This window comes from Deinococcus humi, from assembly GCF_014201875.1.
In the GTDB taxonomy this organism is placed as follows: Bacteria; Deinococcota; Deinococci; order Deinococcales; family Deinococcaceae; genus Deinococcus; species Deinococcus humi.
Genome location: NZ_JACHFL010000002.1, coordinates 273,903 through 289,987, shown reverse-complemented (window position 1 = coordinate 289,987; position 16,085 = coordinate 273,903). Strand labels below are relative to the sequence as shown.

General features: G+C 68.0%; 19 protein-coding genes. 12 read left to right on the top strand and 7 right to left on the bottom strand.

Annotated elements, in window-relative coordinates:
* Positions 1 to 59 precede the first annotated feature (59 nt).
* On the bottom strand, positions 60 to 473 hold the full coding sequence (locus HNQ08_RS04985) for a hypothetical protein (protein ID WP_184127991.1): 414 nt from the start codon (positions 471 to 473) through the stop codon (positions 60 to 62).
* Positions 474 to 617: 144 nt separating this feature from the next.
* On the opposite strand from HNQ08_RS04985, the gene recO reads away from it, so the two are divergent.
* Both recO and HNQ08_RS04975 read left to right on the top strand, forming a co-directional pair.
* Positions 618 to 1,367: a DNA repair protein RecO gene (recO, locus tag HNQ08_RS04980; protein ID WP_184127990.1), complete on the top strand. Its 750-nt coding sequence runs from the start codon at positions 618 to 620 to the stop codon at positions 1,365 to 1,367.
* An 81-nt stretch (positions 1,368 to 1,448) separates the two neighbouring features.
* The gene (locus HNQ08_RS04975; protein ID WP_184127989.1) at positions 1,449 to 3,233 is read left to right on the top strand and encodes a sensor histidine kinase; all 1,785 of its coding nucleotides are present in this window, start codon (positions 1,449 to 1,451) and stop codon (positions 3,231 to 3,233) included.
* Here HNQ08_RS04975 and HNQ08_RS04970 read toward each other — a convergent pair.
* A complete protein-coding gene (locus tag HNQ08_RS04970) occupies positions 3,230 to 3,931 on the bottom strand; it encodes a 16S rRNA (uracil(1498)-N(3))-methyltransferase (protein ID WP_184127988.1) in 702 nt (233 codons plus the stop codon). The genes HNQ08_RS04975 and HNQ08_RS04970 overlap by 4 nt on opposite strands.
* Before the next feature lie 22 nt (positions 3,932 to 3,953).
* On the bottom strand, positions 3,954 to 4,757 hold the full coding sequence (locus tag HNQ08_RS04965; RefSeq protein ID WP_184127987.1) for a 50S ribosomal protein L11 methyltransferase: 804 nt from the start codon (positions 4,755 to 4,757) through the stop codon (positions 3,954 to 3,956).
* 192 nt (positions 4,758 to 4,949) lie between these two features.
* On the opposite strand from HNQ08_RS04965, the gene proC reads away from it, so the two are divergent.
* From proC to HNQ08_RS04945, 4 genes are all read left to right on the top strand, one after another.
* Positions 4,950 to 5,741, top strand: a complete 792-nt coding sequence (gene proC / locus HNQ08_RS04960) for a pyrroline-5-carboxylate reductase (RefSeq protein WP_184127986.1) — start codon at positions 4,950 to 4,952, stop codon at positions 5,739 to 5,741.
* A gap of 82 nt (positions 5,742 to 5,823) precedes the next feature.
* Positions 5,824 to 6,399: a hypothetical protein gene (locus HNQ08_RS04955; protein ID WP_229789714.1), complete on the top strand. Its 576-nt coding sequence runs from the start codon at positions 5,824 to 5,826 to the stop codon at positions 6,397 to 6,399.
* A gap of 110 nt (positions 6,400 to 6,509) precedes the next feature.
* On the top strand, positions 6,510 to 7,079 hold the full coding sequence (gene pyrE, locus HNQ08_RS04950) for an orotate phosphoribosyltransferase (RefSeq protein WP_184127985.1): 570 nt from the start codon (positions 6,510 to 6,512) through the stop codon (positions 7,077 to 7,079).
* A 103-nt stretch (positions 7,080 to 7,182) separates the two neighbouring features.
* Positions 7,183 to 8,058 carry an EamA family transporter gene (locus HNQ08_RS04945; RefSeq protein ID WP_229789716.1) on the top strand — a complete coding sequence of 292 codons (876 nt, stop codon included), beginning with the start codon at positions 7,183 to 7,185 and terminating at the stop codon, positions 8,056 to 8,058.
* 1 nt (position 8,059) lies between these two features.
* Here the strand turns inward: HNQ08_RS04945 and HNQ08_RS04940 are convergent, their stop codons facing one another.
* Positions 8,060 to 8,833, bottom strand: coding sequence for a methyltransferase domain-containing protein (locus tag HNQ08_RS04940; RefSeq protein WP_184127984.1), 774 nt, complete (start codon positions 8,831 to 8,833; stop codon positions 8,060 to 8,062).
* 112 nt (positions 8,834 to 8,945) lie between these two features.
* Between HNQ08_RS04940 and HNQ08_RS04935 the strand changes: the two genes are divergently transcribed.
* The 3 genes from HNQ08_RS04935 to HNQ08_RS04925 are packed head-to-tail and all read left to right on the top strand — an operon-like array spanning position 8,946 to position 10,710.
* Positions 8,946 to 9,653: a 5'-methylthioadenosine/adenosylhomocysteine nucleosidase gene (locus HNQ08_RS04935; RefSeq protein ID WP_184127983.1), complete on the top strand. Its 708-nt coding sequence runs from the start codon at positions 8,946 to 8,948 to the stop codon at positions 9,651 to 9,653.
* A complete protein-coding gene (locus HNQ08_RS04930) occupies positions 9,640 to 10,044 on the top strand; it encodes a CidA/LrgA family protein (RefSeq protein ID WP_184127982.1) in 405 nt (134 codons plus the stop codon). The genes HNQ08_RS04935 and HNQ08_RS04930 overlap by 14 nt, the downstream gene beginning before the upstream one ends.
* Complete coding sequence (locus tag HNQ08_RS04925) at positions 10,045 to 10,710, top strand: LrgB family protein (RefSeq protein WP_184127981.1); 666 nt, start codon at positions 10,045 to 10,047, stop codon at positions 10,708 to 10,710.
* Here the strand turns inward: HNQ08_RS04925 and HNQ08_RS04920 are convergent.
* Complete coding sequence (locus HNQ08_RS04920; RefSeq protein WP_184127980.1) at positions 10,707 to 11,267, bottom strand: MOSC domain-containing protein; 561 nt, start codon at positions 11,265 to 11,267, stop codon at positions 10,707 to 10,709. The two genes, HNQ08_RS04925 and HNQ08_RS04920, sit on opposite strands and share 4 nt — an antisense overlap.
* Before the next feature lie 86 nt (positions 11,268 to 11,353).
* Positions 11,354 to 11,959: a DoxX family membrane protein gene (locus HNQ08_RS04915; protein ID WP_184127979.1), complete on the bottom strand. Its 606-nt coding sequence runs from the start codon at positions 11,957 to 11,959 to the stop codon at positions 11,354 to 11,356.
* A 138-nt stretch (positions 11,960 to 12,097) separates the two neighbouring features.
* Between HNQ08_RS04915 and HNQ08_RS04910 the strand changes: the two genes are divergently transcribed.
* A complete protein-coding gene (locus HNQ08_RS04910) occupies positions 12,098 to 12,682 on the top strand; it encodes a TetR family transcriptional regulator C-terminal domain-containing protein (protein ID WP_184127978.1) in 585 nt (194 codons plus the stop codon).
* Here HNQ08_RS04910 and HNQ08_RS04905 read toward each other — a convergent pair.
* Positions 12,679 to 13,485 (bottom strand): helical backbone metal receptor, encoded by an 807-nt coding sequence (locus HNQ08_RS04905; RefSeq protein ID WP_184127977.1) that lies wholly within the window; start codon positions 13,483 to 13,485, stop codon positions 12,679 to 12,681. The genes HNQ08_RS04910 and HNQ08_RS04905 overlap by 4 nt on opposite strands.
* A 117-nt stretch (positions 13,486 to 13,602) precedes the next feature.
* Here HNQ08_RS04905 and HNQ08_RS04900 point away from each other — a divergent pair, with 117 nt between their 5' ends.
* Positions 13,603 to 14,319 carry a c-type cytochrome gene (locus HNQ08_RS04900; RefSeq protein WP_184127976.1) on the top strand — a complete coding sequence of 239 codons (717 nt, stop codon included), beginning with the start codon at positions 13,603 to 13,605 and terminating at the stop codon, positions 14,317 to 14,319.
* Between the two features lie 131 nt (positions 14,320 to 14,450).
* A complete protein-coding gene (locus HNQ08_RS04895; RefSeq protein WP_184127975.1) occupies positions 14,451 to 16,061 on the top strand; it encodes a S49 family peptidase in 1,611 nt (536 codons plus the stop codon).
* The last annotated feature ends 24 nt before the right edge of the window (positions 16,062 to 16,085 follow it).

The window sequence follows — 16,085 nt, the reverse complement described above, 5'->3', positions numbered from 1 at the left end:
AGCTAGCAGCACGGGTGCCCAGGCGGCGTTTCCCCAGCCTCCTGCTCTTCGATATGGGGCTATTCCGTGTACGGCAGTTCCAGCGGAAAGATGCGCCCGGCCAGCGCTTCCAGCCCCTTTCTCCCAGCGCGACCCTGGCAGGCCTCGGTGGCGGTGCACAGGGTCACGTAACGGCTGCGGCGGGCAGCCACCACCACGCGGTACAGGGCGGCCTCGCTGCGGCTGCGGGTGTAGTGGCACAGGTCGCAATGCAGGGCGTTCTTGCCTTTGGGATCCAGCGGGGTGAATTCGGCCAGCTGATCACCGTGCACCAGGGCAAGCCGTCCGTCGGCCACCGGGTACAGCCCCAGCGTGGGCTGGGTGTCACCCTCGTGGGGGCCGACATGGGGGCCGAACAGTTCGCGGTGCGTTTCGGGAAAGAGTTCTCGCAACAGGTCGCGGACACTGTGCTCCTGTGGGCGCGGGTCGTTCATTGCCCTCCAGTTTACCTGCCCGGCACGTTCCGGAACGTGGACACTGGCACAGGCAGCAGCCCGCAGAGCGCCTAGACTGCGGAGCGTGACGCCGCCTCCAGCGCTTGAAAAAACGGTGCAAGACAACACCATGAGCGTCGGCCCATGAAGAGTCGCACCGCCAACCGCAGCGGCATCGTGATCCGCCGCCGAGTCCTGCCGTCCGGCGACATTATCGTGACGCTGCTGACGCCGCAGGGCAAGCTCAAGGCCATTGCGCGCGGTGGGGTCCGCGGGCCGCTGGCGAGCCGCCTGAACCTGTTCCACCACGTCGGCGTGCAGACGTACCAGACCCCCAACAATGATCTGGCCACCGTCAAACAGGCCGTGCTGGAGGGCGCTTTGCCCACGCTGGCCGAGCCGGAGCGGCACGCCTTCGCGCACCTGATGGCCGAATTCGCCGACGCGCTGTTTCAGGAAGGAGAGTTCAGCGAACAGGCCTTTGAACTGTTCGCGGCGGCGCTGCGCGGCGTAGCACACCAGCCGGACCCAGAGTGGGTGGCGCTGGTCATGAGCTACAAACTGCTGGGACTGGCCGGCATTGTGCCGCAGACGGCCCGCTGCGCCCGCTGCGGCTCGCCGGACCCCGAGCACCCGGATCCGCTGGGTGGCCAGCTGCTGTGCGCGGCGTGTGCCAGCCTGAGTGCCTACCCGCCCGAATCGCTGGACTTCCTGCGCGGGGTGGTGCGCCGCACGGTGCGGGCCAACATGGACACGCCGGTGCCCCCTGCGGAGCGCCCGGCGCTGTGGCGCGCGCTGGAACGTTTCGTGACCGTGCAGGTGGGCGGCGTCCACAGCTGGCGGCAACTGGTCCCCAGCACGCCGGAGATGGCCGCCACCGGGGCCTTCCATTGAAGGCTGTGCTCTTTGTCCGGCGCGGGACCTTTCGCCCGTTTCCCTGTGTTTGTGCCGTCCCGTCTCCTTCATGGGGGACCCTTGTCGTCTGAGGAATTGCGCTGGACCCGACAGGCGCTGGCCGAGGCCCAGCAGCAGGTCAGGGTTCTGTCCACCTTCGCCAAGCTGACGCAGGCAGCTTCCAGAACTTCAGATCTGGAAACGCTGGCCCAGCACGCGCAGGAGGTATTGCAGGTCAATTTCCCCGGACTCCAGGCAGCCTTCTATCGGCACCTGAATGGACGCTGGGTGGCGCAGGTGACGACGGACGGCCTGTCGGAGCAGCTGCGGGCCGTTCTTCAGCAGGGCCTCTCGCTGGAGACCCCGAGTTTCGTGCAGGCGGTAGAGGCCGGGGAGCCAGTTTTCTTCGAGGACTGGAACGCCGAGGAACAGCAGATTCCGTTCGCAGGGGACTTCCGGGGCGTGGCGCTGGCTCCGTATTTCCGGGACGGAGAGCCTCACGCCATGCTGACCGTGGGGTGCGGCAGCGTGGAGGTATGGACCGAACAGCAGCGGCAACTGTTTATCTCGGTTTATCAGGCCCTGGCCAACGCCCAGCAACGTGAGATCCAGTCGGACTTCGAGGAGCGTGAGCTGGGGCTGCGCGCCTTCGTGCAGATGACCGAGGCCATCGGCGTGGGAACGGACCGTCTGGAAGCCGCCGGGCGCGCCCACGATCTGCTGATGGAACTGCTGCCCGGCTGGTCTTTCGGCTACTACGAGTTGCAGGGTGAGCTGTGGAAGGCGCTGCTGGCCGATGTCACGGACCCCGTGCTGCTCCAGTCGCTGTATGACGGTCTGCCGGCGGACACGCCTGCCTATCAGGCGGCGGTGCAGGCGGGCGGCCCAGTCTTCTTCGACCACTGGAACGCCGTAGAGCAGCGGTTCGATCACACCGAGTCCTACGGCGCGGCAGCGTTCTACCCGTATCTGCGCCGGGGCCGTCCCGTCGCCATGGTGGTGATCGGCTCCCAGCAGGAGCGGGTCTGGAAACCGCAGGACCGTGCGGTCTTCGGGGCGGTGGGCCGCAGCTTGGAATTGGCGCTGGAACGGGCCTGGGCCGCCACTGAACTGGAGAACAGTTACCGCCTGCTGCAGCGCAGCAACCTGGAACTCAAGGCCGCCAACCAGGAGCTGGAGGCCTTCGCCTACAGCGCCTCGCACGATCTGCGGACCCCGGTACGCCACGTCAAGGGCTTTACCGAGCTGATTCGCCGCGCCCTGAAGGGGGGCCAGCCGGAAAAGGCCGCGCGACCCCTGGAAGTGCTGGACGAGGCTGCCGACCAGATGACCCGCATGATCGACGCGATGCTGGAACTGTCGCGCAGCACCCGCCAGCCGCTGCTGCGTCAGGACGTCTCCCTGAGCAGGCTGGTGCAGGACGCCCGGCACGACGTCCTCGACGAGCTCGAAGGACGCCAGATCGAGTGGCGTCTGGGTGCCTTGCCCACCGTGGCGGGAGACCGCGCCACACTGCGCCAGGTCATGACCAACCTGCTGAGCAACGCCGTCAAGTTCACCCGCCGCACCGAAAGCCCCGTCATCGAGGTCTGGGCCGACGAGGACGACGACGGCTGGACGGTCTGGATCAGGGACAACGGTGCGGGCTTCGATCCAGCGTATCAGGCCAAGTTGTTCGGTCCCTTCCAACGCCTGCACCTGCAAAAGGATTTCGAGGGCACTGGCATCGGCCTGGCCACGGTGCGCCGCATCATCCTGCGCCACGGCGGACGCGTTGCGGCCAGCAGTTCACCAGGGCAGGGGGCCACCTTCAGTTTCACCCTGCCCCGGGAAGTGCAGGACGAACAGCTGACGCTGGGAGGCTAGGCCTCTCCCCCGCCTGCCGCCGCAATGGCTCCCAGGAGCGCCACCGGGGCCGTTTCCGCCCGCAGGATGCGCGGTCCCAGCGTGACCGCATGCGCGCCGCGCCCGATCAGGGCCGTGGCCTCCTCGTCGGTCAGGCCGCCTTCCGGACCAGTCAACACAGCCACGGGCGCGGACCAGTCCAGCAAGGTCATCATCCGGCCCGCCGAACCGGGCTGGGCCACGAACAGCTGGCCCTCCCAGCGGAAATCCGTCAGGCGCACGGGCGCCAGGACTGCGGGCGTGACCGCGCGGCGGGACTGCTTGCTGGCCTCCTCCGCCACCCTTTGCAGGCGCATCAGTTTCTGCACCCCGATCTCGCGGGCGTCAGCACGGGCGGTGACCAGCAGTTGCACCTGCGCCACGCCCAGTTCAGTGGCGGCCCGCACCACGTCCGAGAGCTTGTCGCCCTTCAGGAGGGCCACCGCCAGCGTCAGAGGAAACGGGGTTTCCGCGGCGCTCCTGACCGCCTCACCCAGCGTCAGGACGGCGTGGCCAGCGTCCAGCTCGGCAATTTCCGCCTCCGCCTCGCCACCCCCCCCATCAAACACACGCAGCGAGTCGCCCACCTTCAGGCGCAGGACGTGCAGATGGCGGGCCTCCCGCGGGCCGAGGTCCATCTGGGGGGTCAGGGCCGCGACCCGAATACGGGTGTCGGTCATGCCGCGCCCCCTATCGGACGGTTCACTGGGAGGGCGCGGAGGCTGTGACAAGCACCCACTCGCCGTCCTCGCGCACGGTGACGCCGCCGAAGCCTTCGCGGTCCAGAGCGGCGCGGACCAGCTCCAGCTTGCCCATCAGGATGCCCGTTAGGATCAGCGGACCGCCAGGGCGCAGCGCGGCGGCGTACTCGCCCGCCAGCAGATCATGCAGTTCGGCGTACAGGTTGGCGACCAGCACGTCGAACACGTCTCCAGACTCGTCGCCTAGGCCCAGGCTGCCCTCCGCAAAGGCCACGCGGCCCGGCGGAACGCCATTGATCGCCGCGTTCTCCACAGCGATCGGAATGGTCAGCGGATCGATGTCCAGCCCGGTGGCATGGTCCGCGCCCAGCAACGCCGCCGCAATGGCAAGGACGCCGCTGCCCGTTCCCACGTCCAGCACCCGTCTGCCGCTCAATTCCAGCTCCGACAGGGCCTCCACGGCCATGCGCGTGGTGGCATGGTGGCCGGTCCCGAAGGCCATGCCCGGCTCAATGATCAGCGCCACCTGTTCATCCTCCACCTCATGGCGTAGCCACGGCGGCACGATGGTCACGCGGCCCGCACGCACCGGCCTCAGCGTGGCCTTGAACTGGGCCTGCCAGTCCTGTTCGGCCTCGTCACGCCACTCGCCGTCGGCGATTTCAGGGTCCAGGTCTGCGCGGGCATCGAAGTAGGCACGGATCAGCCCAGCGCGTTCCTCCAGGCCCGTCGCCCCGGCCTCCCACAGCAGATCCAGGTGCGCCTCGCGCGTTTCAAAGGTTCCGGGCAGATGGTAAACCAGCATATGCACGCAGTCTAAAGGGCAGAAAGTCCAGCCGTCTCATCGCTGCCCCGGACCGATCTGAAGAGAACAGGAGCCGCGTCTGCCCCTGGTCTCCCGACCTTCCCACTTTCAGGACTGCAGCCCTTTCCACACGGCCCAGGACAGTTAGACGGTTGGCCCGGGCGTCCTGACCCTCCCCCTATACTGCCGCGCATGGAACTTGCCATCGTCGGCGTCGGAAAACTGGGCCTGGCCCTGCTGGAAGGGGTGAGTGCCCGCGGCGGGATCGCGCCCGCGCAGATCGGCCTGATCGACGCGAATACTGCGCGCGTGCAGGACATTGCCGCGCGCACCGGGGCGCGGGTCATCGCTCCGGCAGAGCTGGGGCAGGCCCAGCGCATTCTGATCAGCCTGCAGCCGCGCGTGTTTCCCGAAACCAGCGAGTGGCTGGCGCAGGAAAATGCCGGGTATATCAGCACCATGGCCGGGGTCAGCGTGGCAACCCTGGCGCGGCGGCTGGGCACCCAGCGGGTGGTGCGCGTGATGCCCAATCTGGCGGCCACCATCGGCCTGTCGCAGACCGCCATCACCGGGCCGCGCGAGGCCACCGACGCGGGCGATCTTGCCTTCGCACACCATCTGTTCGGGTCGGTGGGCGACGCCTACGACCTCCCCGAACACCTGTTCAATGCCTTTACTGGCATGAGTGCGTCGGGTCCCGCCTACGCCGCCGTGGTGGCCGAGGCGCTGGCCGACGGCGGCGTCCGTATGGGCCTGCCACGCGTCCTGGCCAACGAACTGGCCGCCAAACTGCTGGTCGCCAGCGGCGAACTGCTGCAACGACGGGCCCACCCCGGCATGCTCAAGGACGAGGTGGCCTCGCCCGGAGGCACCACCATCGCGGGCCTGGCTGCCCTGGAAGCGGCGGGCGTGCGCGGCGGCCTGATGCGCGCGGTGATCGAGGCCACCCGGCGCGGCACGGAACTGGGCCTGGATCAGGAATAGCCTGGGTGCTGTGGGACCAGTCACCGCCCCCGCCGTTCGGAGTCAGAACGCCGTCAAGGCCCGCACTCTAGGCTGACCTCCTATGCCCGCCGACCAGACTGCTGCCCGCTTTCGCCGCCTGCCTGCGCTGCTGCTGCTGGGCAGCCTGGCCTGGGCCGCCGCGCAGGGCAGCGGCTCTCCCAGTTACTACCCGCACACCCCCGGCAGACACTGGACCTACAGCAACGGCGAGACGCAGGTGGTGGGGCCAGCGGTGACGCACCGGGGCGTCCGGGTGGTGCCAATAAGCCACCAGTTTGGCGGCAAGACCTTCACCCAGGACCTGCTGGAATTCCGCGCTGACGGCAGCGTGTGGCTGCGTGGTGTGCACGCGGGCGGACGGCTGGGCTGGTACCCCGCGCCGCTCAACGTCTATCCGCCTGCGCCGCTCACTCCCGGCCAGCGCTGGACCAGCGTGAGCGGCACCCTGAAATCCAGCAGCGCCGTGACCGGCGTGGCCGCCATCGACACGGCGGGCGGCAAATACAACGCCCTGAGCATCCGGACCGAGACCAGTGTGGGTGGGCAGATCAGCGTGCAGACCGTGTATCTCGTCCCTGGACTGGGTGTGGTGCGCTACGAGACGGCGGATGGCAGCAGGATCGATCTGCTGCGCTAGCTTTTTTTATAGGAGAACTCAGGACTGAGTGACGCCTTGCCTTATCCGCAGGGCATGAACAGGCCAGCCACCCGCACCGCTCCTCCCACCGGGAATGCGATACTCCCGGCATGGACGTTCTCGCGCTGTACCGTCAGGCCGGGGCCTACCACGAGGGGCATTTTCTGCTCGCCAGTGGCCGCCACAGCCCCAAGTTCCTGCAAAGCACCACCGTGCTGCAATACCCCCATCTGACCGGCAAGATCGCCGCCGCGATGGCACAGAAACTCACGGACGCGGGTGTGGAGGCCAGCCTGCTGATCGGTCCCGCGATGGGAGGCGTGGTGCTGGCCTACGAGGTGGCTCGGCACTTCGGCGGGGATGATGTCCGGGCCATCTTCGCCGAGAAGGACGGCCAGGGCGGCATGAAGATCCGGGAGGCGTTCACGGTCGCGCCGGGTGAACCGTTCATCGCTGTGGAAGATGTCCTGACAACCGGCGGAAGTGTCCTGAAAGCTGTGCGCGCCGCCGAGGCCGCCGGGGGCAAATGCGCGGCCATCGCCTGCATCGTGGACCGCCGCGCCGTGGACGGACCGCTCCAGGGCTATCCGCTGGTCTCGCTGACGCGTCTGGTCTTCGACACCTACCCGCCGGATGAAGTGCCAGACTGGCTGGCCGCCATTCCGTTGCAGGAGATCTAAGCCGAGAGACGGGAGTGCGGCCCAGTCCCGCCCGTCTGCCGCACGGCGGGGCTGTCCAGAAGGGGCGACAGGCCCGGCGCATCCGGCCCCATAATGGCCCCGGATGCGCCGTTTTTCCCTCCCTCCCATTCCGGCGCTGCTGCTGTCCATGCTGAGCATCCAGGCGGGCGCGGCCTACGCCAAGACGCTGTTTCCCCTGATCGGCCCGCTGGGAACCACCGGCCTGCGCGTGGGGTTGGCCGCCGCGATCCTGATGCTGATCTTCCGGCCCAACCTGCGGTTGCTGACCCGCGCCGACTGGCAGGCCGTGGTTCCGTACGGCGCGGTGCTGGGCCTAATGAACCTGACGTACTACCTCTCGCTGGAACGGTTGCCGCTGGCCATTGCCGTGACGCTGGAGTTCCTGGGACCGCTGCTGCTGGCGGCGGCCCTGTCGCGGCGAGCGCTGGATTTCCTGTGGGTGGCGCTGGCCGGAGCGGGCATCTTCCTCATTTCACCCCATGGCACGGGCACTGCCGGGGCCCTCGATCCCATCGGCGTGACGCTGGCGTTGGTGGCGGGCGGGTTCTGGGCGGCGTACATCCTGCTGGGCGGCGCGGTGGGGCGGCGCCTGCCAGGCACGGCGGGCGTGGCGGTGGGCATGCTGGTGGCCGCCGCCGTGTGCGTACCGATGGGGGTGGCGCAGGCGGGCACGGCGCTGTTGGCTCCGGGGGTGCTGCTGACCGGGCTGACCGTGGCCGCGTTGTCCAGTGCGCTGCCCTACAGCCTGGAAATGCGCGCGCTGCGGCTGGTGCCTCCCCGCGTTTTTGGCGTAATGATGAGCGTCGAACCCGCGATGGGTGCCGTGTGCGGCTTGCTGTTTCTCGGCGAGGCGCTGGCTGGGCTGCAATGGCTGGCGATTGCTTGTGTGATCCTGGCGAGTGCGGGCATCAATCTGACCACACCGCGCCCGCCCCCCGTGGCAGAGCCCGTGAACTGAGTCAGGCTGGGCGCTCCGCTACGAACAGGACCCGCGTGAAGGCGTAGAACACCCGCTCGCCCGGAAACGCGTCCGACAATTTCTGGAGATACGCGGCCTCAAAGCGGCGTGCATCCCCACCATCAAGCCGCGACAGGTACGGAACGAGCGCCGTGCCGCGCGTCCATTCCAGCAGGCCTGCGGCGCCGCTCAGGACCACCGGGTAAACCTTACTGATGGCCGTGATCTCCCCTGCCCCCAGCGCGTCCAGCGTCTCGGCGTAGGCAGCGGGCGTCAGCACCGGCGACGAACCATGCGCCGGGCCGAAGCGCGTAAAGCCGCCGAGTTCGGCGCTGAACTCATCTGCCGTTTCGGACAGCAGGCGGTGAGATGCGTGATTATGATTGGCGGGCACCTGCACGGCCAGCATGCCACCGGGACGCAGACTGCCCCACAGCCGGGCCAGCAAGGCCCCATGATCGGGCAGCCACTGCAGCGCCGCGTTGGAATAGATCAGATCGAACTCACCGTCCAGATCGAGAATGTTTCCCTCCTCGAAGCGGAGGTTGGGAGCGCTGTGCTGGCGTGCCCGCGCCAGCATCTCGGGGCTGCTGTCCACTCCCAGCACCCGCGCCGCCGGAAAGCGGGCAGCCAGTTGCGCGGTCTGCTCACCCGTGCCGCACCCCAGATCGACGATCTCGCGGTAAGGCTTTTCCGGGATCATTGCCTGAAGATCACGGGCGGGGGCGCTGCGGGCGTCTTTGAAGCGGTGATACTGGTCAGGATTCCAGGTCATACCCTGAGCTTAGATCTGCATATCCTCGCGGTGTGCGTACTTCCGTAGTGACACGAATCTTTTCTTCTTTTCATCCGCTCAGGACAGAGGCGATGCTCTAGAATCCGCAGCAATGTTGGCAATTATCGGCGCGATGGACGAAGAAATCGAGTTGTTGCTGAGCGACCTGCAGGGCCGGCAGGAGCTGGCCTATCCCGGCGCCACCCTGTACCGGGGGCAGCTGGACGGGGTGACCGTGCTGCTCACGCGCGGGGGCATCGGCAAGGTCAACGCCGCGCTGACCACCGCGCACCTGCTGGCGGCGGGCGCGTCGCGCATCATCTTTACCGGGGTGGCGGGCGGCGTTCATCCGGAGCTGCGGGTGGGCGACATCGTAGTCAGCACCGACTGCGTGCAGCACGACGTGGACGTGACCGCCCTGGGCTACCCGGTGGGCACCGTGCCTGGGGAAGCGCCCGCCTGGGCCGCCGACGACACCTTGCGGGGCGCCGCCGTCCAGGCCGCGCAGGAGGTGTCTGGGGTGCGCGTCATCGAGGGGCGCGTCGCCAGCGGAGATCAGTTCATCGCGTCCCCGGAGGGTGTCCGGCGGCTGCAAAGTGTTTTCGACGCCGCCTGCGCCGAGATGGAAGGGGCGGCCGTCGCTCAGGTCTGCGCCAAGGCGGGTATTCCCTTCGTGATTATCCGCAGCGTCAGCGACACGGCGGATGGCAGCGCGAGCGTGGATTACCGCGAGTTCATGCCGCAGGTGGCCCGCCACGCCAAGGCCGTGGTACGCGGCATGCTGGCCCGGCTGACGGCGCAAGACGATGACCGCACCTGAACTGTCCCCCATCGCCCGCCTCGCCGCTCCGGTGCGCTTCGTGCTGGGTCTGGGCGTGCTGGTGGGCTTCGCCGCCGCCGGACAGGCGCTGGTGACGGTCACGCACCTGCCGCTGCCGGGTTCGGTGGTGGGACTGGCGCTGCTGTGGGCCGCGCTGGGACTCAAAGCAGTGCGTCTACACTGGGTTGCAGACGCTGCCGATGGCCTGCTGGGTATCCTGGGCCTGCTGTTCGTGCCGGCGACAGTGGGCTTTATCGGCTACCTGTCCGCGGGGGCCGGGTGGGGGCTGTGGCTGCTGGTCATGACGGCGGGACTGCTGTTGGGCGGCGGCGTGGCCGGGGTGCTGGCCTCCCGCCTGGCCCAGTCTGAACAGCATGGCGCAGAGGTTTAGGTGGCCTGGATCGCCCTGACCCTGATCGCCTTCGCGCTGGGTGTGGTCCTGCAGGCGCGGGTGGGGCGCTCACCCCTGGCCAATCCAACGCTGATCGCCACGCTGCTTGTCGCCGGGGTCCTGCTGGTGGGCGGCGTCTCGCACGCCCGCTATCTGGAGGAGGTCAGGCCGCTGACTGCGCTGCTGGCCCCGGCCATCGTGGCGCTGGCAGTGCCGATGTATCGCCTGCGGGCGCTGCTCTCCAGGCAGTGGCGTTCGCTGGTGATCGGCGGCCTGAGCGGCACCCTGGTGGGCGTGGGGACCGACGTGCTGTTCTCCCGCCTCCTGGGGCTGAGCGGCGAGGCCCAGCGCTCGCTCCTGACTGCCCCCGCCACCAGCCCGGTGGCCCTGCAACTCGCACAGTTCACGGGAGCACCCCCGGCGCTGGCCGCCACGCTGGCGGTGCTGTCGGGGCTGGTAGGCGCGCTGATCCTGCCGGGGTTCCTGACGCTGATCGGCGTGAGGCATGCGCTGGCGCGGGGACTGGCGATAGGTTCGGTATCCCACGGCGTCGGCACCGCGCGCGCCCGCGAGGAAGGGGAACTGACCGGGGCGGCCAGTTCGATCGGTATGGGGCTGGCCGCACTGCTCGTGACGCTGGTGGTGGCGGGCGTGGGCCGGGGCTAGCGGCTGGCCTCCGCCTGTCCGGCGAAGAAGGCTTCAAAGTTGTCGAGGACCGTAGGCGCACTCTCGGCCACGCTGCCGACGAGGGTTAATAGATCGCCCGCCCGCACCTTGCCCTCCTGCAAGACGCGGGCGTACAGGCCGGGCCTGCGGGCTTCGCGGAATTGCTTCACGAAGCCCGGATCGCCCATACGCTCGGCCAGGGTCACGCAGGGGATGCGGGCGAAGGTGGCCTCCAGCAGCGCGCCGCCCACCCTGAAGCGCTGGCCCAGACGGATGGAAGCGGATTCCAGACCGGAAAACAGCAGGTTTTCCCCAAACGTTCCCGGCTCCAGTGACCGTCCAAGCTGGGCTGACCAGACCTCATAGTCCGGCTGCGTGTAGATGTAGACGGCCTGATCGGGTCCGCCGTGGTTTTCGGTGTCCAGGATGTGATCGCCACTCAGCCCCAGCCGTCCAATGAACACCGCACCGGCCACAGGCTGCTTGTGAATGCCCGTCCAGCCGGATTTGCTCCGCACGGCACGCGGCGTGCCGACGCAGACGCTCAGCAGCTTCATGTCCATGAGTATGGCAGGCTGCCGCGCCCAGGACAGACAGAAAGCACCCGGACAGGCTTTGTCCGGGCGCCGACGGGATTTCTCCCCTACCTGACGGGCTGACCCTGTCGCCGGTTCACAGGATCGGCGGGGAGGAGGGCTGGCTGTTCCATGACGCCGAAGCGCGGCAGCACCCAGCGGTCCAGGCCCCACCATCCGGCCACGCGCCAGCCCAGCACCAGCCATGTCGCCAGGATGAACAGCAGCGGGTTGCTGCTGACTGTCCCGGCCAGCAGGAAGTTGGCGTTCAGGAAGCCGCCGAAAAAGGCCGCGATGCCCGTGAACAGGCCCAGAACCAGCGCGGTGCCCACCAGCAGTTCGCCGTAGGCCACCATGTACGAGAAGGCAGCGGCATTGGGCAGGGCCACATGCTGCACAAACCACGCGTACCAGCCCGCGACATCCGGGTGATCGCCGCCGGTCTTAGCCAGCGCGCCATTCAGAAAACCACTGACGGCCACCCCGGCTTTCTCGCCGACCCACACTCCAGCGGGGTTGGTGACCTTGCCCCACCCCGCGCTGAGCCATTCGTAACCCACGTACAGGCGCAACAGCAGCCACAGCGGGGCTAGTCGTGGATCGGCGAACAGCATGCGCGAGATGGCGGGTTCCTTCAGGGTGGCGGGAGTGGGCGTGTACGGAAGGGTGGTCATGGTGGGCCTCCTGGGCAGGGAGGGGTTTGTCGTTGCCCCCTCCTGTATCCATAGCCTCTTCCCGACGCATTACGGCGGCATTACCAGAAAACGGCGCAGTTGACTCCCCCTGCCCCAGACACGATGCTGGGAGGTCCTATGGCCCGTACCGTCAACCCTATTCAGGACCGCGCCCGGCGCTCGGCGCTGGAGCAGGCAGCGTATCTGGCGCTGTACGAGCGCGGCTATGCCGGGGTGACGCTGGCGAATATCGCCGAACATGCCGGAGTCAGCCGGGGCACGCTGGTCTACCACTTCGGCAGCCGGGCGGGCCTGCTCTCGGCGGTGATGCGCCGTTTTACGCGCACGATCACGGTCGCAACGCGCCGCGCCCTGCGTCTGGCCGACACCCCGGACGCCAAACTGCGCGCCTTTGTAGAAAATCAGTTCTACGGTGTCCAGAACACCCGGCGCTTTTACACCGTGTCGCTGGATTTCCTGGCGGCGGCCACGCGTGACCCGGCCCTGATGGCGGTGCAGCGTGATTTCTTGCGGCAGACGCTGGAACTGGACCTGGAACTGGCGCGGCTGGCCGGCGAGGACGGCGCGCAGACGCGGGCGCGGCAGCTGCGGGCCTTGGTGGAGGGGCTGAGCGTGCGCTTTCTGGCCGACGCCACCCCCGATCTGGACGCCTACCGCGCCGACTGCCTGAGCGGCTTGCGGGCGATCCTAGGCTGGGATTAGGCGATCTGACTGGCGGCTGTGCCTGCGCCACACAACCGGGTTTGAGTCAGGTCCAATCCTTCCAGCGCCGCCGCGATCTGCCGTGCCCCCTCCAGCAGGCGGGGACCGGGGCGGCCCAGACCGCTCTCGGCCACCGCGATCACCGGAACGCCCAGTCCACGCGCCTCAATTACCTCTGGCCGCAGCTTTTTCGCGCCACACCACGAACACACGATCAGGTCCGGCGCTGCGTCACGCACCTCGTTCAGCGTCAACGGCGAGCTGCGTCCGGGGCGCGTTGCCAGGGCATTGACCGCGCCCAGCCCCGAGAGCAGCTGGGTTACCCACGATTCGCGCGTGGCGGCGATGATCGGGCGGGGCCACCATTCCACCAGCACGCGCGGCGGACGGGCATACGTGGCGCGCAGACGGGCAAGATCCGCCCCAAGCTGCGCCGCCACCTCTTTGCCCCTCTGCTCCAGCCCGATGGTTTTCCCGATCAGCCGGATATCGTCCAGGGTGTTGGCCACCGTGACCGGATCGAGGACCAGGGTGGGCAGGCCGCGCTCATACAGTCCGTCCACAACGCGCTCCATGCCCGGCACGCTCAGGCTGGCAAGCACCAGATCGGGCCGGGAGAGCGCCACCGCGTCCAGATCGATGTTCAGGTCCGGCCCCACCCGGATGGCGGCCGACAGTCCTGGCGCGTCACTGTGCGAATCGGCGGCCACCACCCAGCCGGTGGCCCCCAACGCTGCCAGGATGTCCGAATTGCTGGACGCCAGTGAGGCCAGCCGCAGTGGAGGGGGCGAGGAGGAAGTCATGCTGGACAGTCTAGCGGCCAAGGTGCGGTCAACGGGCGGCCAGGATTGTGGATTGGACAAGATTCGGCGCGTGCAGCGCGGTCAAAAGCCCCCTGACCGTGTGGTAACCTCAGGGCCATGAAGAACACGTTCGCCGTCACCATCACACTGCTGCTGGCCCTGACGCTGGCGGGATCGATTGCCGGCTACCGGATCGCCACCACCCCGCACGAGGAAAAGGCTGCCGAAACCAGTGCGCAAACCACCACCCAGGAAGCCGCCGCAGATGCGAGCGAGGCGGCCACGGCGCAGGTGCCACCCGAGCAGGCACCCAGCGCCAACGTCGCCGCCACGGGCGCGGCCGGCGCACCCGGCGCGCTGGGCGACGTGAAGCCAGACGAGGCGGGCGGCACCACCAGCGGCCCCAATGGAGCGGTGGCCCGTCCCGGTGGGCAGCTGGGCGGCGAAGGTGCGCCCACTCAGAACGCAGAGCAGGCCCAGGCTGGCACCCCCACCGATCCCGACACCCGCAGCAACGAGCAGTCGGCCACCGGCAATCCTCCCGCCGCGACGGCCGTGGCCGCCGAAATCCAGGGGGATTCCTCGACGGGCGAGGAACTGTACGCGAGCAACTGCGCGGGCTGCCACGGCGCGGACGGTGGCGGCGGCGTCGGCGCGAACCTGAAACTGGCCGACGGTCCCAAGTCCTGGACACAACAGCAGTTCCACACCGTGTTGCGTGAGGGCAAGCTGCCCAACGGCGAGGAGCTGAACAACATCATGCCCCGCTTCTCCGACAGCCAGCTCACCGACGCGGACATCGCCAATATCTACGCTTACGTCAAGACCTTCTGAACCGTTCCCTCCCCTTCCGGCCTGCCCGCGCGGCAGGCTTTTTTTGGCCTGCCTAACCAGATTGAGCGTCAATCAAGACTGGTAATCTCCTGACGGGAACCCTCTCACCGTGAAGAGCGTAGTTTACGGGTATGGCCCCCCTCAATATTCCCTTTCTGAACAAGGCTTCCGACTTGCCCAGCGGCGTGACCCACCCCACCTGGATCGTGCTGGACGTAACCGGCCCGTACCCGGAACGCAATCCCAGCAACCCGATTGCGGCGCTGCTGAACCGCACCGAAACGCTGGAGGCCTTAGAAGCCCGCATTCAGAAGCTGAGCGACGCCGAATGGCTGCACGGCGTGCTGGTCAAGATCTCGGAGTTCACGGCCTCCCCCGCTGCCGCGCACGCCATCCGGGGCATGCTGGGCCGCCTGTCGCAGCACAAGCGGGTGATCGCGTACCTGCCGCAACTGACCATGACGGCGCTGATCGCCGCCAGCGGCGCCAAGGAGATCGCCGCCCCCGAATCGGCGGACGTCCTGCTCGGTGGTTTCGGGCTGGAGCAGACCTACCTGGGCGAATTCCTGAAAAAGCACGGAATCGAGTTCGAGAACCTGCGCATCCGCGAATACAAGGCTGCGCTGACCCGCTTCTCGCAGGACCACATGGATGACGCCAACCGCGAGCAGCTTCAGGCCTACATTGACGGACTGGAAGCCGCCTGGGCCGACGATCTGGCCACGGCGCGCGGCGTGGAGCGGGAGGTGGCCGCCGCCTGGCTGGCCGGCGATCTGACCAGCGCGCAGGGAGCGCTGGAGGCCGGCCTGATTACCAGAGTCGCCTACGAGGACGAACTCGTCGGCCCCGGCACCCGTCCGCTGGCTGCCGTGATCGATCTGCTGATGCCACGCAAGTTCGGTAATCCGAAAGGGGGCAAGGTGGCCGTGGTTCCCGTTATCGGGACCATCGTGACCGGCAAGAGCCGCAACAACCCGCTGCCCCTGCCGCTGCTCGGCGGCCCGATGGCCGGGTCCGATACCGTCGTGGCGGCGCTCAAGCGGGCCAGGGAGGACAAGGACACCCGCGCGATCGTGCTGTACGTCAACAGCGGCGGCGGCTCAGCGCTGGCCTCGGATCTGATGTGGCGCGAGGTGTCCACCAGTGAAAAGCCCGTGGTGGTGGTCATGGGCGAGTACGCAGCCAGCGGCGGGTATTACGTTGCCACGCACGCCAGACACATCATCGCCTCGCCCTACACCCTGACCGGGAGCATCGGCGTGGTGAGCGGCAAACCGATCCTGCGGGAATTCAACGCCCGCCAGGGCCTCAATCCCGAGCGGGTGGGCCGGGACAGTGCCCTGATGTACAGCTCCAGCCGACCCTACAGCGACGACGAGCGCCAGCACGTCGAGCGCAGCATCCTGGAAGTGTATGACCGCTTCACCACGCGCGTCGCCCAGGGCCGCAAGATGAGCAAGGAACAGGTCAACGAGCTGGGGCGCGGGCGCATCTGGAGTGGCAGGGACGGCCTGGAACGCGGTCTGGTCGATGAACTGGGCGACCTGCGAACGGGCATCGAGCGGGCCTGCGAACTGGCCGGGCTGCCCTACGACGCGCCGGTGTACACGTCCACCCCGAAAAACACCGGCCCCCTCCCCGAATTCATGCAGGAGGCAGGCCGCGCCGCGCAGGTGGGCGTCTGGCCGTTTGGCCGCGAGCGGGTGCTGACGTGGTTTGATCAGGAAGTGAAGGTGCGCTGAGGGCAGACACCCGATCCTGACGAA

Bases quoted from the DNA above. Each gene is read 5' to 3' on its own strand.
- HNQ08_RS04985 (WP_184127991.1), bottom strand. From the start codon at position 473: ATGAACGACCCGCGCCCACAGGAGCACAGTGTCCGCGACCTGTTGCGA.
- recO (WP_184127990.1), top strand. From the start codon at position 618: ATGAAGAGTCGCACCGCCAACCGCAGCGGCATCGTGATCCGCCGCCGA.
- HNQ08_RS04970 (WP_184127988.1), bottom strand. From the start codon at position 3,931: ATGACCGACACCCGTATTCGGGTCGCGGCCCTGACCCCCCAGATGGAC.
- HNQ08_RS04965 (WP_184127987.1), bottom strand. From the start codon at position 4,757: ATGCTGGTTTACCATCTGCCCGGAACCTTTGAAACGCGCGAGGCGCAC.
- proC (WP_184127986.1), top strand. From the start codon at position 4,950: ATGGAACTTGCCATCGTCGGCGTCGGAAAACTGGGCCTGGCCCTGCTG.
- HNQ08_RS04955 (WP_229789714.1), top strand. From the start codon at position 5,824: ATGCCCGCCGACCAGACTGCTGCCCGCTTTCGCCGCCTGCCTGCGCTG.
- pyrE (WP_184127985.1), top strand. From the start codon at position 6,510: ATGGACGTTCTCGCGCTGTACCGTCAGGCCGGGGCCTACCACGAGGGG.
- HNQ08_RS04945 (WP_229789716.1), top strand. From the start codon at position 7,183: ATGCGCCGTTTTTCCCTCCCTCCCATTCCGGCGCTGCTGCTGTCCATG.
- HNQ08_RS04940 (WP_184127984.1), bottom strand. From the start codon at position 8,833: ATGACCTGGAATCCTGACCAGTATCACCGCTTCAAAGACGCCCGCAGC.
- HNQ08_RS04935 (WP_184127983.1), top strand. From the start codon at position 8,946: ATGTTGGCAATTATCGGCGCGATGGACGAAGAAATCGAGTTGTTGCTG.
- HNQ08_RS04930 (WP_184127982.1), top strand. From the start codon at position 9,640: ATGACCGCACCTGAACTGTCCCCCATCGCCCGCCTCGCCGCTCCGGTG.
- HNQ08_RS04920 (WP_184127980.1), bottom strand. From the start codon at position 11,267: ATGAAGCTGCTGAGCGTCTGCGTCGGCACGCCGCGTGCCGTGCGGAGC.
- HNQ08_RS04915 (WP_184127979.1), bottom strand. From the start codon at position 11,959: ATGACCACCCTTCCGTACACGCCCACTCCCGCCACCCTGAAGGAACCC.
- HNQ08_RS04910 (WP_184127978.1), top strand. From the start codon at position 12,098: ATGGCCCGTACCGTCAACCCTATTCAGGACCGCGCCCGGCGCTCGGCG.
- HNQ08_RS04905 (WP_184127977.1), bottom strand. From the start codon at position 13,485: ATGACTTCCTCCTCGCCCCCTCCACTGCGGCTGGCCTCACTGGCGTCC.
- HNQ08_RS04900 (WP_184127976.1), top strand. From the start codon at position 13,603: ATGAAGAACACGTTCGCCGTCACCATCACACTGCTGCTGGCCCTGACG.
- HNQ08_RS04895 (WP_184127975.1), top strand. From the start codon at position 14,451: ATGGCCCCCCTCAATATTCCCTTTCTGAACAAGGCTTCCGACTTGCCC.